Here is a 17789-nt window from a genome sequence, read left to right as displayed (position 1 = left end):
CTTTCGTTTGTCAGCGCAGGCCGACAATCAGGGAGCGGACCATAAACGGCAATCCGCTTTTACCGGGCGAAGCAGCGCTGCAAATTACGGATAGCCACGGCCAGCTGCGCGCGGGGCAAGGCGAAGTTTAAGCGCATAAATCCCGCGCCCTGGCTGCCGAAATGGAGACCGCTTTCAAGTAGTAATCCCGCCTCATGGCGCAAGCGGCGCGCCAGTTCAGGCTGGGATAATCCGCTTTTTCTGAAATCCAGCCAGGCAAGGTAGCTGCCCTGATTTTCGAACAACTCGACGTCGGCGATGCTATCCACCCCTTGCTGCAACAGGATGTAATTCATCTTTAGGTAATTAATCAGGGCATCCAGCCACTGCGCGCCGTAGCGGTAGGCGGCATCGCCGCCGTACAGCGCAAACATATTCGGCTTGTGCACCATGCGTTGCCGCAGGGCATGGGCGATCTTTTCCCTGATGGACGCGTTGCTGATAATCAGGTTGGCAATTTGCAGGCCGGCGAGATTAAAGGTTTTTTCCGGCGAGGTAAAGGTGACGGCGAGATCGGCGAATTGATCGTTCAGCCCGGCCAGCGGCGTATAGGGCACGTCCCCCAGGATCAGGTCCTGATGGACGTCATCGGAGAGCAACAGCAGGTTATGCCGCTGGCAGATCTCGCCGATCGCCGTCAGTTCATCCGCCCGCCAGACCTTACCGATAGGGTTATGCGGATTGCACAGGATCATCAGGCGGGTTTTGGCGCTAAGCCGGCTTTCAAGCCGCCTGAAATCCAGCGTATAGTTTCTCTCCCCCTCGTCCAGCGCCACCTCGATGATATTCCTGCCGGTCTGCTCGATGACCTGGGCGAAGGCGCCAAAGCCCGGCGAGAGGATAACAATATCATCCTGTGGTTCGGTCAGGGTGTGGATAACCGCATCCATGGCGCTTTCGACCGAGCAGCAGGGAACCACCCACTCCGGTTTAATTTGCCAGCGATGTCTGGCCGCCAGCCAGTCGCAGAGCGGGTCGATAACCATACCGGCGTACTCGGTATAGCCAAATACGCCGTGGGTGACCAGGTCTTGCAGCGCGTGCGCCACCGCCGGCGGCGATGAGAAGTCCATATCGGCGATCGATAAGGGGAGCGGCGGCTGCCCGGCGGAGGTCGCCTGGTTTTCCGCCGCCAGCCATTTGGTGGAGTTCCTGGTTCGCCGATCAATGATACGGTCAAAGTCATAAGACAACGTCTTGTTCCTCAGCGGATAAGCCTACAGCACCGGCAGCGCCGCGCCCCGGCGGCGCAGGCGCGGATTGAGGGCGGTATGCAGCGCGTCGCTCAGCAGGTTCAGCGTCATTACCGTCAACATAATCGCCACGCCGGGCAGGGCGGTCATATACCAGCCGGTGCGCAGCGCGTCCCGCCCGGTGCCGATCATCGACCCCCAGCTCACCACGTTGGGATCGCCCAGCCCGAGGAACGACAGACCGGCTTCGGACAGAATGGCGTTGGCGATCAGCAGGGCGGTGGACACCACCACCGGCGTCCAGGCGTTGGGGAGTATTTCACGAAAAATCAGATGCATATCGCTGGCCCCCAGCGATATGCTGGCGCGGACGAATTCCCGCTCGCGCAGCGCCAGAAATTCCGTGCGCACCAGCCGGGCGATGCTGGTCCAGGAGGTGATGCCGAGGGCGAAAATAATGGTGTTGATGGAAGGCTGCAATACCGCCACCAGAATAATCGCCAGCAGAAAGGCCGGGATGGTTTGAAACAGCGTGGTGACGGCGGTCAGCACGCTATCCACCCGCCCGCGGTAAAAGCCGGACGCCACGCCGACGGCGATGCCGATAAGCAGGGCGATGACCGTCGAGGCGACGCCCACCAGCAGCGAGACGCGGGCGCCGTGCAACAGGCCGGCCAGAATATCCCGCCCCATCAGGTCGGTGCCGAGCGGAAACTGGGGATCCTGCCCCGGCCACAGATAGGGAACGCCCACCATATTCATCGGGTCGTCGGGGAAAAACCAGGTCGCCGCGCCGGCGGCGGCCAGCACCGCCAGCAGAATGGTGAGACCGACGGCGGCGGAAGGTTGTAGTAACCAGCGCATTTTACCTCCAGGGCTTAACGCCCGCGATTAATAACGCGTACCCGTGGATCGAGCCAGGCGTGCGCCACGTCCACCAGCAGATTCGACAGCACCACCAGTACGCTGCTGAACAGCAAGACGCCCAGCAGAACGGGAATATCCCGGCTGCGGATGGCGTCGAACGACAGCTGCCCCAGTCCCGGCCAGGCGAAGACGGTTTCCACCACGATCGAGCCCCCCAGCAGGGCGCTGCTCTGCAGGCCCAGCATGGTGATCACCGGCAGTACGGCATGGCGCAGCGCGTGGGCGAAAATCACCCGTTTTTCGCGCGCGCCCTTGGCCCACGCGGTGCGGATAAAATCTTCGGACAGGGTTTCGATCATCGAGGCGCGGGACAGCCGGGCATATACCGCCATGTAATAGATCGCCAGCGTCAGCACCGGCAGCACCAGATGTGCCGCAATATCCCCCAGCCGGCGCCAACCGGCGTAGCCGGCGTTGATATCCTGCCAGCCGCTGGCCGGCAGCCAGGGCAGCTTAACGGCGAACAGCACAATCAGCATCAGGGCGACCCAGAACATGGGGGCCGAATAGCCGATGGTGGAGAGCATGGATATCACCGTATCGGCCGCGCCGTGCGGCCGCCGCGCCGAAGCGACGCCCAGCAGCACGCCGCCGGTCACCGACAGGATCAGGGCGACCCCCACCAGCAGGATAGTGGCCGGCATTCTGTCGAGGATCAGATCCAGCACCGGTTCGCCGAAACGGAACGAGAACCCCAGATCTCCCTGCGCCAGCGTCCCCAGATAGGCGAACAGCTGGGCGAACAGGTTGCGATCCAGTCCGAACAGTTCGCGTAGATGCTGGATTTGCTCCGCCGTGGCGCTGCCGCTTTCGCTGGCGATAACGTCCACCAGATCGCCCGGCAGCGCTTTCAGCAAGAAGAAGTTCAGCGTGGCGACGGCAATCACCACGCCGGCCAGCTGAAGCAATCTGAAAACCATTCGTTTGGTCATGGCGCCATTTTCCCGCTGCCGATCCTCATTTTTTGTCAAACCAGACATGAGCGAAATTATTTTGACTGTGGTTAAAGGTATCCGTCACATTGCGCAGATTTCTGGCCCAGATGCCGAACCATTGGAATTCAAAAATATTAATCTGCGGCAGATCGCGCTGCACAATTTGCTGCAACTCATGATAGAGCGCCACGCGCTTTTGCGGATCCACCTCGATTTGCGCCGCTTCGATAATGCGATCGGCCTCCGGGCTGGCATAGCCCGAGGCGTTGGTCCACGGGGTGCCTTTACTTTCCGATTTCGACCAGTACAGCTGTTCCACGCCCAGTTGCGGATCGGTCCAGTTTACCCCCCAGGAGCTGGCCAGCTGATAGTCGTAATCCTTGAAGACGTTTTTGCTCCAGGTGGCCAGATCGAGCGCGCGCAGCGTTACATCGATGCCGATGGCGCGCAGCGCCTGACGCACGAATTCGCCGCTGCGGCGATAGTCGTCGCCGAAGGGGATAAAGTCATGATTGAGTTTAAAGCGCCAGCCGTCGGCCTTTTTCGTAAATCCCGCTTCATCCAGCAGCGCCTGCGCCTTTTTCGGATCGAAAGGATACTGCTGGGTATCGGCGGTATAAAAGGTGTTTAGCTGCGAGGAGACCGGCCCGGTGGCGGGTTTGGCGTAGCCGCCCCACACGGTTTTGACCAGCAGATCTTTATTGACGGCATGGGCGATGGCCTGGCGCACCTTCAGATTGCCGAGAATCGGATCGCGCAGGTTGGGCAGCAGCCAGAACGAGGTGGCGAAGCCGTTATAGCCGGCGGTATCCAGCGTCAGACTCGGCAGTTTCGCCAGCCGGTCCGCATCGGCGAAGGTAACGGGGTTGCGCTCGCCGTATTGGATCGCGCCGGTTTCAAAGGCGGTGGCGCGGCCGGAAACGTCGGGAATGATTTTGAATAGCAGCTTGTCGAGGAAAGGCCTGTCGGGCTGCCAGTATTTATCGAAGCGCTCCAGCGCGATATGGCTGCCGCGCTGCCACTCCTTGAATACGAACGGACCGGTGCCGACGGGTTTGTTGTTATACGGGTTATTGGGAATGTCGGTGCCTTCATATAAATGTTTGGGCAGGATCGGCGTCGCCACCACGTCCAGCGCGTTGAGCACCACCGGCGTCGGTTTGGACAGCGTGAGGATCACCGTATGCTCGTCGGGGGTTTCCGTGGCGGTCAGATACTGAAATACCCGGCGGGCGACGGGGGAGTATTGCAGCCAGACATTTTCCGCCGAGAACTTCACATCCGCCGAGGTGAACGGCCGGCCGTCGTGCCAGAAGACGTTTTTACGCAAATAGAGCGTCACCTTGAGGCCGTCGTCGGAGAGCGCCACCTTTTCCGCCAGCTGCGGGCGGGGCGACAGATCCGGCGCGTAATCAAATAAACCGTCGAAAATTTTACTGACCACCGCCCGTCCGGGGGTGGAGGTATTGATAAAGAAAGCCAGCGTCGGCGGTTCCGGGTGCACCACCGCTTCCAGCGTGCCGCCGCGCACCGCGCCGCTCAGGGTATTAGGCAGGCTGCCGACTTCCGCCGCGCTCTCGCTCGGCCATACGCCGCCAAATACCCCGGAAACCAGGATGGCGCCGGAGATGCCGAGAAATTTTCGACGATTGATTTCGTAGTCGATAAGCGCATCCGCGGCGCTGTCGGAGGGATGCTGCTGGTCGGTCGGATGAGTTGGCATAGTGTGTATTCCCTGTGTCTGTCGTTAATCGGTTTGAGGTTGGTTTTAGAAAAGTACCGCCGGCGTCTGGGGATTTCTTCTGCCCGGCACGGCATCCAGCAGCGTACGGGTATAAGGGTGCTGCGGCTGCTGCCAGATGCGCTGGTGGTCGCCTTCTTCCACAATGCGCCCGCCGTTCATCACCAGCACGCGATCGGCGATATAGCGAACCACCGCCAGATCGTGCGAAATAAACAGATAGGTCAGCCCCAGCTCCGCCTTTAAATCCACCAGCAAATTCAGCACCTGAGCCTGCACGGAGACATCCAGGGCGGAAACCGGCTCATCGCAAATCAGCAATTCCGGGCGCAGCACCAGCGCCCGGGCGATGCCGATGCGCTGGCGCTGGCCGCCGGAAAATTCGTGGGCGTAGCGGCTGCGCGCCGTACGGGGCAGGCCGACGTCATCGAGGATGCGCAGGATGCGCCGTTCCCGCTCGCGCTTGTCCTTAAGGCCGTGGATAGCCAGCGCGTAACCCAGAATCTCCTCAACGCGCTGACGCGGATTGAGCGAACTGTACGGATCCTGGAAAATCATCTGTATCCGTTTGCGCCACGGCAGCAGCGCCTTGCGGGATAACGGCAGCAAATCCTGCCCGTTAAACAGCACCTGTCCCTGCTGCGCCGTCTCCAGTTGCATAATGGCGCGCGACAGCGTCGATTTGCCGCAGCCGGATTCTCCCACCAGACCCAGCGTTTCGCCGGCCTGAATATGCAGCGAAACGTCGTTAACCGCCGCAGCCTCGGTTCCGTCGCCCTGGTATCTGACGGTGAGGTTTCTGACCGACAGCATCGGCGCGGCATCCGGTTGCGCGCTGGGAAATTGGCGCGGACGCGGCGGAGGCGGCGCGAGCGTAAACCCGTCCTTATCGCTGTAATGGATTTCCGCCAGCCGCGAGTGGCGATAGTGCCGATCCTGCTCCATATGCAGCGAAGCGCGCAGCAGGCCTTGCGTATAGGTATGCTGCGGGTTGCCCAGCACCTCATCCACCGTGCCCTGTTCCAGTTTGCGTCCGTTGTGCATCACCGCCACCCGATCGGCCCATTGGGCGACGAGGCCTAAATCGTGGGTGATCAGCAGCACCGCCATATTTAATTCGCGGCGCAGTTCGTCCAGCAGCGCCAGGATTTGCGCCTGGATGGTGACATCCAGCGCGGTGGTCGGCTCATCGGCGATCAGCAGGCGCGGCTGGCAGGCGATGGCGATGGCGATCATCACCCGCTGGCGCTGGCCGCCGGACAGGCTGTGCGGATAATCGTTAAAACGCCGCGCGGGGTCGGGCAGCCTGACCTGCTCCAGCAGCGCAATCGCCCGTTCCCGCGCCTGCGCCCGGCTTAGCGGCTGGTGCAGGGTCAGCGCCTCGGCGACCTGCTGGCCGATGGTCAACACCGGGTTCAGCGAGGTCATCGGCTCCTGAAAAATCATCGAGATATCGTTGCCGCGCAGCGCGGCGAGCTGTTTTTCGCTCTGGCGCAGCAGCGCGGTTTCCCCCAGCAGAATGGCGCCGCTCAGCGAAGCCTGTTTGGGCAACAGCCGCATAATGCTCAGTGCGGTGGTGGACTTGCCGCAGCCGGATTCCCCCACCAGTGCCAGCATCTCTCCCGCGGCTATTTGCAGGTCAAGATTATCCACCGCCGTATGCGCGCCGAAATGAACGCTCAGTCCTTTTATGTCGAGTAATGCCGTCATCCAGATACCTTGGTTGCAGGTCGTTGGCCGCCAAATTATTCGATACTTTAATCGCTTTGGCCGCCGGTTCTTTAGGACAGTTTGATATTAGTTATATTGCGTAATTATATGGCGGTTATCTTAATTGACGGTGCGGGCGAACCCTTCCAGCAGGCGAAACGGTGGGGGAGTCAATGCTTTTATCCCGTTTATAAAGTTTGATTTTTCGCATTATATTTTAAATCGTGATTATATAAAAATATGATACCGATCAATTTTGTCGTTTAAATTAAAATCAGAATATATCGTCATAAAATAATTTTTATAAAAATCGCCGTTGGTTGGTAATTAAATAAATTTTGCAATCAAAAATGATTTTTCTCATTAGGTCATGAAATATTGTTATTTATAGGGTGGATAATATTTCTGCCATAGTAAGCGCGGTCGAGAGAATAAATTCAGGCCGCCGGTGGTTAAATAAGTCTTTAACGGTTGGGGAAATAATTATCACTGAATGCAACCGGCCGCCTATACCGTAAATAATAAAAATTTGCCAATTTTAACGAGGTATTTATGACGGATGCGATTCATTTTGATGAACTTTCATTGGATCAGGCGATTGAAAGCGCCGAGACGCGCGGAATAATCATTCTTCCGGTGGCGACCACCGAAGCGCACGGCACCCATCTGCCGCTGGGAACGGATATCTTTACCGCCGAATGGATTGCGGCGGAATTAAGCCGTAAAACGGGTCTGCCGGCGTTGCTGCCGACGCCGATAAGAGCCGGGGCGTCGCCCACCTTCCATTACGACGTCAACGGCGATCCGATCCCCGGCACGCTGGCCATCGGCCACGCCACCATGCATGCGCTGATTAAGGATATCGTGCGCGGACTGTGGGCGACCGGTTTCCGTAAAGTCATTATTATTCAAGGACACGGACAACAGCCGAATTTCCAGGTTATCGCCCATGAGGTGGCGACCGAACTGCGCCGGGAGGGGAAGGCGATCTTTATCGGCGGCGCCACCTATTGGGAGCTGGCGGCGCAAACGCTGCGCGACGAACTGAATACGCCGTTCTATCACGCCGGGGAAGAGGAAACCAGCAACGTGCTGTTTGTGCGGCCCGAACTGGTGAAACTGGATACGGTGACCGGGCATGAATTGAAACCGCTGCTCGATCGTGATTTGCTCAAGCGCTCCGTCACCCACGATGAAACCGAGACATTCGGCGTAATGGATATCGCCACCTGGATCCCGATTCCCGCCGCGGGCCATAAAAGTCTCGGCGGGCTGGGGCGCACCGAGGATATCCTCACCGCCAGCGCCGAAAAAGGGCGCAAGATATTAAGCAAGGCGGCGGACCGCTATCTGGCGCTGATCCGCGATTTGGAAACCCACTACGCGCCGGCGGAAGTCCCGGGAGTGGATGTCAAAACCCGCCCCGAGAAACCGCGCTTCAGCGTTGACTATTAGCCGCGATAATCAATCATCAGCGTCGTTGGCGAGGCAAAACGCAACAACGCCTTGCCAGCTTAGCATTTTTATTGGTTATTATTCCCGCCAGTCAGAAATGACTGGTACGGAATAATCCGTTCCCAGTAAGACCTCATAGGCGCGCCGCGCTGGAAAATATGATGCCGATCAATTTTCATCTAAGGTAATAAGATTGGTTATCAGATAGGGTAAATCATCGGCGGGGGATTATTTCAGGTAAGTTTTTATATCCTATAATATTTTGTTGGATAAAAAATCCGATAAGAGCGTTTCTTTGATAACAACGAGTATAAAAACGGTGTTTTTTAACAAAGGAGTAACGACAATATCTAATTCCATTTTTTATATAATGATAGTTGATCAAGTGATTTATTTTTCCCCGCGTTTATTGATAGCGTTTTTTTTCGGTTATCTATTTTGTGACGCCTACTCCGTAAAGCGGGTATCTGTTTAATTTATTTGATTTGGGAAGTAATTAAATGATTTCAGGAAAGTACACCCGATATTTATATTTGCTGCTGTCCTTATTGGCCGGCGTTATTTTTATGCATTCCCATACGGCGCGGGCGCAACAGCAGACGATTGTGTTCGGCGTGGCGCCCGGCCCTTACGGCGATATGATTAAATTCGCCATCCGACCGGGGCTGGAGCAGAAAGGTTATAAAGTCAGGGTCACCGAATTCAGCGATTATGTGCAGCCCAACCTGGCGCTGGCGAACGGCAGCATCGACGCCAATTTATTTCAGCATCGTCCTTATCTGATAAAGTTTTCCGCCGACAAGGGACTGAAGCTGTCGCCGCTGATTAATGTGCCCACCGCCGGGCTGGGCCTGTATTCAAAACGGATTAAAAGCCTGGATGAACTCAAGCGCGGCGATGTGGTGACCTTGTCGAACGACCCCACCAATCTGGCGCGCGGCATCCGCTTTCTGGAGACGCTGGATCTGGTCACCCTGAAAGGGGATATCGACCCGACCAAAGCCACGATAAGAGATATCGGCGGTAATCCCAGAGGGCTGGAGTTCAGACCTCTGGAGGCGGCGCAATTGCCAAGAACGCTGGAGAGTTCCGCCGCCTCGCTGGTGAACGGCAATTTCGCCATTGCCTCGGGCCTGAAACTGTCGGAGGCCATTGCGCTGGAACAGCTTGATGAAGAGCTTAAAAACCTGGTGGCGGTGCGTACCGAAGATTTAAACAAGCCGTTCGCCGCCGATATCAAGGCGGTTATCGAATCCCCGGAATTCGCCGCGGTGATACAGGATCCGCAATATATCTTCCGCGACTTCCAGAAACCGCAGTGGCTGCAAACGAAACTGGGACAGAAATAAGGGTAGTGTGATGACGAAAACGAGCTATCGGCGTTACTGGGATGAGGTGGAAATATTACCCCGTCATGAACTTGAGGCGCTGCAATTGCAACGGTTACAAAACACCGTCGCCCATGCCTATGCCCATTCTCCTTACTACCGGGAGGCGTTTGAGCGGGCGGGCGTCCATCCTGATGATTTACACCGGCTGGACGATCTGCGCCGTTACCCTTTTATCGACAAGCAGATTGAAAGAGAGCGGCAGGACGCCGCCCCCTTGCTGGGGGATATTCTGGCCGTGCCGGAAGAGCAGGTGGTGTTTGTCTCCGCCTCGTCGGGCAGCACCGGCGTGCCGACGCTGAGTCCGTTCAGCGCGGACGACTTCGAACGCTATCAGGATATTCAGGCGCGGCTGTTCTGGGCGGTGGGCATGCGCCCGCACGATCGTTACGTGCACGCGCTCAATTTCACGCTGTTTGTCGGCGGGCCGGATGTTATCGGCGCCCAGAAGCTGGGAGCGCTCTGTTTCTGGGCCGGCACCATTCCCTCCGATCGCCTGCTGTATATTATGAAAACCTTCCAGCCCACCGTGACCTGGACCACGCCCTCCTATGCCTGGCATCTGGGGGAAACCGCGGTCGCCCAGGGGATCGATCTGCACCGGGATCTGGCGATGAAGCGCATTATCGTCTGCGGCGAGCCCGGCGGCTCGATTCCAGCGACCCGTCAGGCCATTGAAGAGCGGTGGGGCGCTCAGGTGTATGATTTTTACGGCATATCCGATATTTACGGCGCCTGCGCCGGTTCCTGCGAGGAGAAGGACGGGCTGCATCTGGTGGAAGACGATATCCTGCTGGAAGTGCTGGACCCGGCCACCGATGAGCCGGTCGCGGACGGCCAGCCCGGCGAAATGGTGCTGACCTCGCTGACCAAACAGGCGCGCCCGATGATCCGTTTCCGCACCGGGGATATCATCGTCGCCGACCATTCCCCCTGCGCCTGCGGCCGAACCCATGTGCGCATTACGGTCACCGGACGTAAAGACGATATGTTTATCGTCTCCGGGGTGAATGTTTTCCCCGGCGATCTGGAAGCGATTGTGCGCGCCACGCCGGAACTTAATGGCGAATACCGCATTACGCTATATGAAGAAGAGCACCTGACGCGTTTCGACATTGAAGTCGAACATAACGGCAACCCGGAAGACGCAAGCCGACTGGAAGAGTACCTGCGTCAGGAGATTAAAACCCGGCTTGGCGTACGTCCCAAACGGGTGCTGCTGCTGGCGCCGGAAATCCTGCCGCGCCACACCCATAAAGCGAAACGCGTGATTGATACCCGCAGCGCCTGCGCGCTGTAGATTTTATTTACCCACTATCATGCCCAATAGATTTCAGGGGCAAGAAGGCGTCATGTCCGGATTCAGTCAGCACCTTTCGTTAGGGGATAACCCTCCTTCTTTTAACCATATCCGGGATCGCAGCCATGCTTGATATTCTCTGGCTGGGGCGGGGCGGTCAGGGGGCGTTTACCGCCGCCCGGCTGCTGGGGCTGGCGGCGGTGCGTTTTGCCGATCTGGAAGCGATGGCCTTTCCCTCTTTCGGCCCGGAACGCCGGGGCGCCCCGGTTTATGCCTATACCCGTTTGTCCCGTTCGCCGATCCGCGATCGCAGCCCGGTGCGCCAGGCTCAGGTGGCGGTGGTGATGGATGAAACCCTGCTGCCGCAGCTGCGCGCAGAGCAGCTTTCCGCCGGCGCGTTGATTCTTATCGACGCAAAACAGGAGCAGGGGGTTCAGCGCCTGCCCATCGGGCTGGGGTGGCGAGTGCCGGCGCGTGCGCTGGCGGAGCATCATCTGGGAAGCCCGCATGCCAACACCGTGCTGCTCGGCATACTCAACGGCGTGCTCTCCCTGCTGCCGCCCGCGGCGCTTGAGAAAGCGATTATTTCCGAATTCGCGCCGCACTGGCAGGCGCCCGCTCCCCTGCCGGAGCGGGTGCGCCGTAATCTGGCGGCGTTCGCCGCCGCCGGCCGGTTTGCCCGGACGGAGGAAAACATCGCCGCTCCGCTGGCGCAGTGGCTGGCCGAGCATCATCAAGCGGCGGCGATTCAGGAGGCGGCGCATGGCTGATTCGACCAAAGCCCCCGACGTGAACGGCGACGAGGCAGAGCGTCCGCGCCGCGCCCGACGCGGCGGCACCAGCCAGGACCCGCTGCCGGTGGCCTTATCCGGCCCCTGCCGACGGCGCGAACACCAAAAACCCGATCTGGCGCGCTGGCCCGCTTCGCCCCAGCTTTCCTCCGGCTATCTGGTGGCGGAAAACAGCGGCTGGCGCACCTCGCGGCCGAAAATCGAAGACAGCGCCTGTATCTGCTGCAACCTGTGCGTATTGCTCTGCCCCGACGGGGCGCTGGCCAATACCCGGGACAACTATCCCCGCCTGCTGGCGGAGTGGTGCAAAGGCTGCGGCATCTGTGCGCTGGAATGTCCTAAAGACGCCATCACAATGGTAAGCGAGTCCGACGCGCTATTAACGGATAGCCAACACAATGCCGTTACGGGAGAACCGCGATGAGTCAATCTTCAGCCGGTAGCGGCGGGTTGAATACCCGCCATAAGGGCGAGCGCCTGTTCCTGTGCGGCAATGAAGCGGTGGCCCACGGCGTGCGCCTGTGCCGCCCCGCGGTGATTGCCGCTTATCCCATCACACCGCAAACGGTGGTGGTGGAGCGGCTGGCGGAAATGGTGGAGGAGGGCGAGCTTGACGCCGAATTCGTCCATGTGGAATCGGAACATTCGGCGCTGTCGCTGGTGATGGGCAGCGCGGCGATGGGCGTGCGTACCTTTACCGCCACCTCCTCGCAGGGGCTGCTGTATATGGCCGAATGTTTGCCTTACAGCGCCGGCGGGCGTTTCCCGCTGGTGATGATGAACGCCAACCGGGCGCTGGCGCTGCCGTGGAATATCTATGGCGATCAAAGCGATTCCCTTTCCCAGCTCTCCAGCGGCTGGATCCAGGTTTACGCCGAAACCGCGCAGGAAAGTCTGGACCTGATTATTCAGGCCTATGCGCTGGCCGAACACCCCGCGGTGCGTACGCCGGTGCTGATCAATCTGGACGGTTTTGTGCTGACCCATACTTACGAGCCGGTGCAGTTGCCGGAACAGGCGTTGGTGGATTCGTTCCTTGCGAACCGCTTTTTTGCCGAGGGGACGCCGGGAACCTTCAGCCTTGAGCATCCGCAAAGCCTGGCGATCACCGCCGGGCCGGGGGAGTACACCGAGTTCAAATATCTGCAACACCAGGCGATGCGCGGCGCGTTAGATGAAATCGCCGCCATCGGCCGGCGTTTCCGCGCCCATTTCGGCCGCGGCGAAGAGGGGATTACCGATGGCGTTATCGAAAGTTATCAACTGGACGACGCCGAACGGGTGGTGATTACGCTCGGCAGCGTGGCCGGTACGGTGCGCGCCGCCGTGGATGCGCTGCGCGCGCGGGGCGAGGCGGTCGGGCTGCTGCGTTTGCGTTACCTGCGCCCCTTCCCGCAGGGCGCATTGCTCGACGCGCTGTTTGGCGCCCATCGCACCCGCAGGATACAGGCCGTCGCCGTGCTGGAGAAGGACATTTCCTTTGGTCAGCAGGGCGCGGTGGCGGTGGAGATCAAATCCGCGCTGTTCGATTACGCCAGCGTGACCGGCGGGCGGGTGCCGCGCTTGCTCAACCAGATCGCCGGGCTGGGCGGGCAGGAGATCGGGCTGGAGGACGTGGTGCGGCTGTATGATGAATTAACCCGGCCGGCCGGGCGCTCGGCGCAGGAACCGGATTTGCGTTTTCTTGGCATTGACCCGCCGGAGCCCGATCGGCCTTCGTCAGCGGTTGCCGCTCAACGGGAGGACGCCCATGTCCATATCGATTAAAAACCTGCCGCCGGAAGAGTACTTTATCGGCCATAAAGCCTGCGCCGGCTGCGGCGGCAGTCTGGTGGTACGTTTGGCGCTGAAGGTTTTCGGGCCGAAAACCCATGTGGTGATCCCGGCGGGCTGTATGTCGGCGGTCGGCTTTATCTATCCGCAAATGGCGGTGGGGGTGAATGCGATGATCGCGCCGTTCGCCGCCACCGGCGCGGTGCTTTCGGGGTTGGCGGCGGCGTTGCGCGCCAAAGGCATCAGCGATATTCCGGTGGTGGGGTTCGCCGGCGACGGCGCCACGGCGGATATCGGCCTGCAGTCCCTGTCCGGCGCGTTCGATCGCCAGGAGCGCATTATCTATATCTGCTACGACAATGAAGCCTATATGAATACCGGCATTCAGAAGAGCGGCGCGACCCCCTGGGGAGCCAGAACCACCACCTCGCCGACCGGTTTCACGCCGCGCCGTCTCAACGTCAAGAAAGATTTGCTGCAGATAGCCGCCGCCCACCATGTGCCCTACGCCGCCACCGCCAGCGTGGGGCAGCCGTCCGATCTGCTGAAAAAGCTGGAGAAAGCGGCGTCCGTCGACGGACCGGCGTTTCTGCACGTCTTCGCCCCCTGTCCCACCGGCTGGGGCTGCGCCAGCGACAGCACGATAGCGCTGGGGAAAAGCGTGGTGGATACCGGGCTGTGGCCGCTGCTGGAATACCAGCGCGGCGTGCTGACCATCAATCGCAATCCCAACCGTTTTGCGCCGCTGGAAAGCTATTTCTCCGCTCAGGGCCGCTTCAAGTCGCTGACGCCGGAAGTGCTGAGCGAACTGGCCGACGCGCGGGATGAGCGCTGGCGCGAACTCAGAGCCTGGGCAAACGCCACCGCGCCGGCGGAAAGCGGCGTGCTCACAAAAATATCCTGAGGCGGGTGGCGATCTTCCGTTTGCAGGGACGGGAGTCGCCCCTGCAAACGCCGGGGATAAGCCAGCGTACTGAAAAAATCACTGCGACAAGGAGTGGCGCACGGCTGCAAGCCCCGGTTTGCCGTCCAGCGTGGTGACGTTTTCCAGCCACTGTTCCAACCGTTGCGGATTAGCGATGATTTCGGCGCGCGCGGCGTCACGCGGCGTTTGCTTATCGTCCTGCAGGCGTTTGATCACCTTGTTTTCCAGGTCGACGCTGAATTGCAGATTGCTGAACAGCCGGGCGACGTTGGGGCAAGCCTGCGCATAGCCTTTGCGCACCACGGTATTGACCGTCGCGCTGCCGTAATTCGGGCCGAACCAGGCATCGCCGCCGCCAAGGTAGGTCAGGGGATAACGGCTATTCATGGCGTGAGGTTCCCAGCCGAGGAAGACGATCCACTCTTTTTTATTCACCGCCCGCTCAACCTGCGCCAGCATGCCGCTTTCGCTGGATTCCACCAGCGACCAGTCGTCAAGGCCAAGCTCCTTCTGGTCGAGCATGCGTTTGATATTCTGGTTGGCCGGCGCGCCCGGCGCGATGCCGTAAATTTTACGCTGGAAGCGATCGCCGTATTTCGCCAGATCGGCAAAGTCTTTAACTCCGGCCTGGGCGACGTAATCCGGCACCGCCAGGGTGAATTTGGCGCTGGCCAGGTTGGCGGTTAATACTTCAACCGAACCGTCGCGGGTAAATTTTTCAATTACCGGCTGCTGGGCGGGCATCCAGTTGCCCAGAAAAACGTCCAACTGGGCGGATTTCAGCCCCTGAAAGCCCAGCGCGACCGACAGGTTTTGCACCTGCTGCCGATAGCCCAGCCCCTCCAGCAACACGCCGGCCAGCGCATTGGTGGCGTTGATGTCGGTCCAGCCCGGATCGGACATTCTCACTAACCGGCAGCTGGCGTCGTCGACGGCGGCCTGGGCCGAAAAAGCGCTGCCGAGCAGTAAGGGGATAAGCAGTGTGACGGCGGAATGGCGAAAGCGCATGATTAATTCCCGTGTTATTGGTTATGGGAGGAAGAGTGAGGACGTGGAAAACGCGCCACCGCCTCTTGTTCATCCAGTGTCTGGTTGTTGCGAATATAGCGGCGGCTGGCGTCCTGCACCGGCTGATAGTCCCACGCCGGCGCCGTGCCGTGCGCCAGCGCCTGGTTGAGGAACAGGCGGTTTTGCTGGCTTTGTAATACGCGCTGGTGCAGCGCCGGCAGATCCCAGCGCGACGCCACCTCGTCCCGCAGCGCCGACAGCACCGGCAGGCAAGCGGCGTCCGCGGCCAGATTGTTCAGTTCAAGCGGGTCTTCGCGCAGGTTAAACAACAGTTCGGGATCGCTGAGCGAATGCACGTATTTCCAGTCGCCGCGACGGATCATCACGATGGGCGCCAGCGCGCCTTCCGCCAGATACTCGGCGTAAACGCCGTCGTGCCCGGCTTCCCGGCGCAGATGGGGCAGCAGACTGTGCCCGGCCAGCGTCGCGGGCAGCGACGACGGCTCGCCGCCCGCCAGCTCCGCCAGCGTGGGCAGCAGGTCGGCCAGCGAGACGCTGGCGTCGACGCGATGCTCGGCAAAGCGGTTCGGCGCATGGACGATAAACGGGATGCGCGCGGCGCCCTCGAAGAAGCCCATTTTATACCACAGCCCGCGTTCGCCGAGCATTTCGCCATGATCGGAGATCACCAGCACGATGGTGTCCTCGGCCAATCCGGTCTCTTCCAGGGTAGTGAGAACGGCGCCGAACTGATCGTCGACATAAGAGACTGCGCCATAGTAAGCGTGGCGCGCGCGGCGGATCTGTTCGTCGCTCAGCAGGTCGTCGGTCAGCTGGTATATCTTGCGCAGCCGCCGGGAGTGCGGATCCGACGGAACCTGCGCGGCGCTCACCTGCGGTAAATCAATATCCTGCGGCGAATAACGGTCGAGATAGGGTTGCGGTATGGCGAAAGGATCGTGCGGGTGGGTCAGGGACATCAGCAGCAGGAACGGCTGTTGATTGCCCTGACGGGCGATATCAAACAGCTTTTTCCGGGTCAGGAACACCGCCTCGTCGTCGAAATCCAACTGATTGGTGCGAATGCAGGTACCGGCGTCGATCACCGAACTCATATTGTGATACCAGTCGAGCCGCACTTCAGGATTTCGCCAGTCGGGGGTCCAGCCAAAATCGGCGGGGTAGATATCGGTGGTCAGACGTTCATTAAAACCGTGTAGCTGATCGGGGCCGCAAAAATGCATTTTGCCCGCCAGAATGGTGTGGTAACCCTGCACGCGCAAATAATGACAAAAAGTGGGCTGCTCCGCGCTGAATTCGGCGGCATTATCAAAAACGTTATTCGCGGAATTCAACAGCCCGGTCATTAATGTCGCGCGGGACGGCGCGCATAATGGGCTATTGCAATAAGCCGACTTAAACACCACCCCCTGTCGGGATAATTTATCAATGTTGGGCGTCTTGGTTATTTTATTACCGTAGGCGGAGAGCGCGCCCGCGGTTAATTGATCCGCCATTAAAATAACGATATTCGGTTTTCTGCTAAGCATATATCTTAAATCACCTTAAGAATGACACTTCATTAATATAATTTTTTATCTCATAATCTCCACAGGCTGTGAACGGGTTAAAAACTTATGCCTTAATAAGAGGGGATTATGTCAGCAATTAATCGATTACCGTCGCTCCCGGCGTTAATATTTTTCGAGGCGGCGGCCCGTCACCTTAATTTCACCGCGGCGGCCGAAGAACTGGGAACCTCGCAGCCGGCGGTCAGCCAGCGAATTAATCAACTGGAACGCGAACTTGGCGTGGCGTTGTTCGAGCGGCGCCATCGCGGCGTATTATTAACCCCGCAAGGCGATCGGCTTTACCATATTGTTTACAGCAGCCTGACGGATATCAGCCAACAGATTGAAAAAATAAAGCAAAAGAAAACCAGAGACACCCTGCGCATCGATACCGACATGGGCTTCGCCAGCTACTGGCTGCTGCCCCGGCTGGATAAGTTACAGCGCCTGATGCCGGACGTGGACGTGCAGATTTCCACTTCCCCCAATGACTTCAACCTGCGCGACAGCCATGCCAATCTGTCCATTACTTTCGGCAACGGCCACTGGCCGGGATGCCATAGCGAAAAGCTGTTTCACGAACTGGTCGTCCCGGTCTGCACTCCGGCGTTTATCCGCCGGTATGGTCCGCTGGATACGCCGCAATCCTTGCTCAAGGTGCCGTTGCTCAATTTACCGGAGACCAATCCGAGCCGCTGGCTGACCTGGTATGACTGGTTCGGCGCGCAGCGGATTATCCTTGATAATTCAGTGGCTTCGTTAACCTTTAACGCCTATTCCCTGCTTATTGAGGCGACGCTGAAAGGCAAGGGCGTGGCATTAGGCTGGATGCCGCTGGTGGGGCAGTTGCTGGATGAAGGCGAACTGGTTATCCCCTGCGGGCCGGAGGTGAAAACGGAACGCGGCTATTATCTGATCCAGTCGCAGCGCGACAGCGAATCCCGGCTGTACCACCGGGTCAAAGAGTGGCTGATTAACGAATCATTCTCCTGCAAAAGCCGGCATGAGAGTTATTTTCAGCCGCAGGGATGAG

General features: G+C 59.1%; 15 protein-coding genes. 8 read left to right on the top strand and 7 right to left on the bottom strand.

The window, feature by feature from the left end; all coding sequences use genetic code 11:
* Positions 1–59: 59 nt before the first annotated feature.
* From EH206_RS14870 to EH206_RS14850, 5 genes are read right to left on the bottom strand one after another with little or no spacing between them, the layout of a single operon-like run.
* Positions 60–1232: a MalY/PatB family protein gene (locus tag EH206_RS14870; protein ID WP_009113647.1), complete on the bottom strand. Its 1173-nt coding sequence runs from the start codon at positions 1230–1232 to the stop codon at positions 60–62.
* 24 nt (positions 1233–1256) lie between these two features.
* The gene (locus EH206_RS14865) at positions 1257–2096 is read right to left on the bottom strand and encodes an ABC transporter permease (RefSeq protein WP_009113646.1); all 840 of its coding nucleotides are present in this window, start codon (positions 2094–2096) and stop codon (positions 1257–1259) included.
* A gap of 14 nt (positions 2097–2110) precedes the next feature.
* Positions 2111–3139, bottom strand: coding sequence for an ABC transporter permease (locus tag EH206_RS14860; RefSeq protein WP_211351708.1), 1029 nt, complete (start codon positions 3137–3139; stop codon positions 2111–2113).
* A complete protein-coding gene (locus tag EH206_RS14855; protein ID WP_009113644.1) occupies positions 3117–4817 on the bottom strand; it encodes an ABC transporter substrate-binding protein in 1701 nt (566 codons plus the stop codon). Before EH206_RS14855 ends, EH206_RS14860 begins: the two co-directional genes overlap by 23 nt.
* Before the next feature lie 45 nt (positions 4818–4862).
* Complete coding sequence (locus tag EH206_RS14850) at positions 4863–6545, bottom strand: ABC transporter ATP-binding protein (protein WP_009113643.1); 1683 nt, start codon at positions 6543–6545, stop codon at positions 4863–4865.
* 552 nt (positions 6546–7097) lie between these two features.
* Between EH206_RS14850 and EH206_RS14845 the strand changes: the two genes are divergently transcribed.
* The 7 genes from EH206_RS14845 (at position 7098) to EH206_RS14815 (ending at position 14156) form a co-directional block, all read left to right on the top strand.
* Positions 7098–8000, top strand: coding sequence for a creatininase family protein (locus EH206_RS14845; RefSeq protein WP_009113642.1), 903 nt, complete (start codon positions 7098–7100; stop codon positions 7998–8000).
* A gap of 566 nt (positions 8001–8566) precedes the next feature.
* Positions 8567–9349, top strand: a complete 783-nt coding sequence (locus EH206_RS14840) for a MetQ/NlpA family ABC transporter substrate-binding protein (protein ID WP_050815655.1) — start codon at positions 8567–8569, stop codon at positions 9347–9349.
* A gap of 10 nt (positions 9350–9359) precedes the next feature.
* Positions 9360–10688 carry a phenylacetate--CoA ligase family protein gene (locus EH206_RS14835; RefSeq protein ID WP_009113640.1) on the top strand — a complete coding sequence of 443 codons (1329 nt, stop codon included), beginning with the start codon at positions 9360–9362 and terminating at the stop codon, positions 10686–10688.
* Positions 10689–10813: 125 nt separating this feature from the next.
* Positions 10814–11458 carry a 2-oxoacid:acceptor oxidoreductase family protein gene (locus EH206_RS14830; protein ID WP_009113639.1) on the top strand — a complete coding sequence of 215 codons (645 nt, stop codon included), beginning with the start codon at positions 10814–10816 and terminating at the stop codon, positions 11456–11458.
* The gene (locus EH206_RS14825) at positions 11451–11903 is read left to right on the top strand and encodes a 4Fe-4S dicluster-binding protein (RefSeq protein ID WP_009113638.1); all 453 of its coding nucleotides are present in this window, start codon (positions 11451–11453) and stop codon (positions 11901–11903) included. The genes EH206_RS14830 and EH206_RS14825 overlap by 8 nt, the downstream gene beginning before the upstream one ends.
* Complete coding sequence (gene porA, locus EH206_RS14820; protein WP_009113637.1) at positions 11900–13246, top strand: 2-ketoisovalerate ferredoxin oxidoreductase subunit alpha; 1347 nt, start codon at positions 11900–11902, stop codon at positions 13244–13246. Before EH206_RS14825 ends, porA begins: the two co-directional genes overlap by 4 nt.
* Positions 13230–14156, top strand: a complete 927-nt coding sequence (locus EH206_RS14815) for a thiamine pyrophosphate-dependent enzyme (protein ID WP_009113636.1) — start codon at positions 13230–13232, stop codon at positions 14154–14156. The genes porA and EH206_RS14815 overlap by 17 nt, the downstream gene beginning before the upstream one ends.
* A gap of 78 nt (positions 14157–14234) precedes the next feature.
* Here the strand turns inward: EH206_RS14815 and choX are convergent, their stop codons facing one another.
* Positions 14235–15185 carry a choline ABC transporter substrate-binding protein gene (choX, locus tag EH206_RS14810; RefSeq protein WP_009113635.1) on the bottom strand — a complete coding sequence of 317 codons (951 nt, stop codon included), beginning with the start codon at positions 15183–15185 and terminating at the stop codon, positions 14235–14237.
* Positions 15186–15199: 14 nt separating this feature from the next.
* Positions 15200–16735 carry a choline-sulfatase gene (gene betC, locus EH206_RS14805; RefSeq protein WP_009113634.1) on the bottom strand — a complete coding sequence of 512 codons (1536 nt, stop codon included), beginning with the start codon at positions 16733–16735 and terminating at the stop codon, positions 15200–15202.
* A gap of 108 nt (positions 16736–16843) precedes the next feature.
* Between betC and EH206_RS14800 the strand changes: the two genes are divergently transcribed.
* On the top strand, positions 16844–17788 hold the full coding sequence (locus EH206_RS14800) for a choline sulfate utilization transcriptional regulator (protein ID WP_009113633.1): 945 nt from the start codon (positions 16844–16846) through the stop codon (positions 17786–17788).
* Position 17789: the final 1 nt, after the last annotated feature.

The organism is Brenneria nigrifluens DSM 30175 = ATCC 13028 (assembly GCF_005484965.1).
Classification (GTDB): Bacteria; Pseudomonadota; Gammaproteobacteria; order Enterobacterales; family Enterobacteriaceae; genus Brenneria; species Brenneria nigrifluens.
Note: the sequence above shows the minus strand (reverse complement) of the source record. Positions and strands in the feature narration are given on the sequence as shown.

Bases quoted from the DNA above. Each gene is read 5' to 3' on its own strand.
- EH206_RS14800 (WP_009113633.1), top strand. From the start codon at position 16,844: ATGTCAGCAATTAATCGATTACCGTCGCTCCCGGCGTTAATATTTTTC.
- EH206_RS14865 (WP_009113646.1), bottom strand. From the start codon at position 2,096: ATGCGCTGGTTACTACAACCTTCCGCCGCCGTCGGTCTCACCATTCTG.
- EH206_RS14850 (WP_009113643.1), bottom strand. From the start codon at position 6,545: ATGACGGCATTACTCGACATAAAAGGACTGAGCGTTCATTTCGGCGCG.
- EH206_RS14860 (WP_211351708.1), bottom strand. From the start codon at position 3,139: ATGTCTGGTTTGACAAAAAATGAGGATCGGCAGCGGGAAAATGGCGCC.
- EH206_RS14830 (WP_009113639.1), top strand. From the start codon at position 10,814: ATGCTTGATATTCTCTGGCTGGGGCGGGGCGGTCAGGGGGCGTTTACC.
- EH206_RS14845 (WP_009113642.1), top strand. From the start codon at position 7,098: ATGACGGATGCGATTCATTTTGATGAACTTTCATTGGATCAGGCGATT.
- EH206_RS14815 (WP_009113636.1), top strand. From the start codon at position 13,230: ATGTCCATATCGATTAAAAACCTGCCGCCGGAAGAGTACTTTATCGGC.
- EH206_RS14825 (WP_009113638.1), top strand. From the start codon at position 11,451: ATGGCTGATTCGACCAAAGCCCCCGACGTGAACGGCGACGAGGCAGAG.
- EH206_RS14835 (WP_009113640.1), top strand. From the start codon at position 9,360: ATGACGAAAACGAGCTATCGGCGTTACTGGGATGAGGTGGAAATATTA.
- betC (WP_009113634.1), bottom strand. From the start codon at position 16,735: ATGCTTAGCAGAAAACCGAATATCGTTATTTTAATGGCGGATCAATTA.
- porA (WP_009113637.1), top strand. From the start codon at position 11,900: ATGAGTCAATCTTCAGCCGGTAGCGGCGGGTTGAATACCCGCCATAAG.
- EH206_RS14840 (WP_050815655.1), top strand. From the start codon at position 8,567: ATGCATTCCCATACGGCGCGGGCGCAACAGCAGACGATTGTGTTCGGC.
- EH206_RS14855 (WP_009113644.1), bottom strand. From the start codon at position 4,817: ATGCCAACTCATCCGACCGACCAGCAGCATCCCTCCGACAGCGCCGCG.
- choX (WP_009113635.1), bottom strand. From the start codon at position 15,185: ATGCGCTTTCGCCATTCCGCCGTCACACTGCTTATCCCCTTACTGCTC.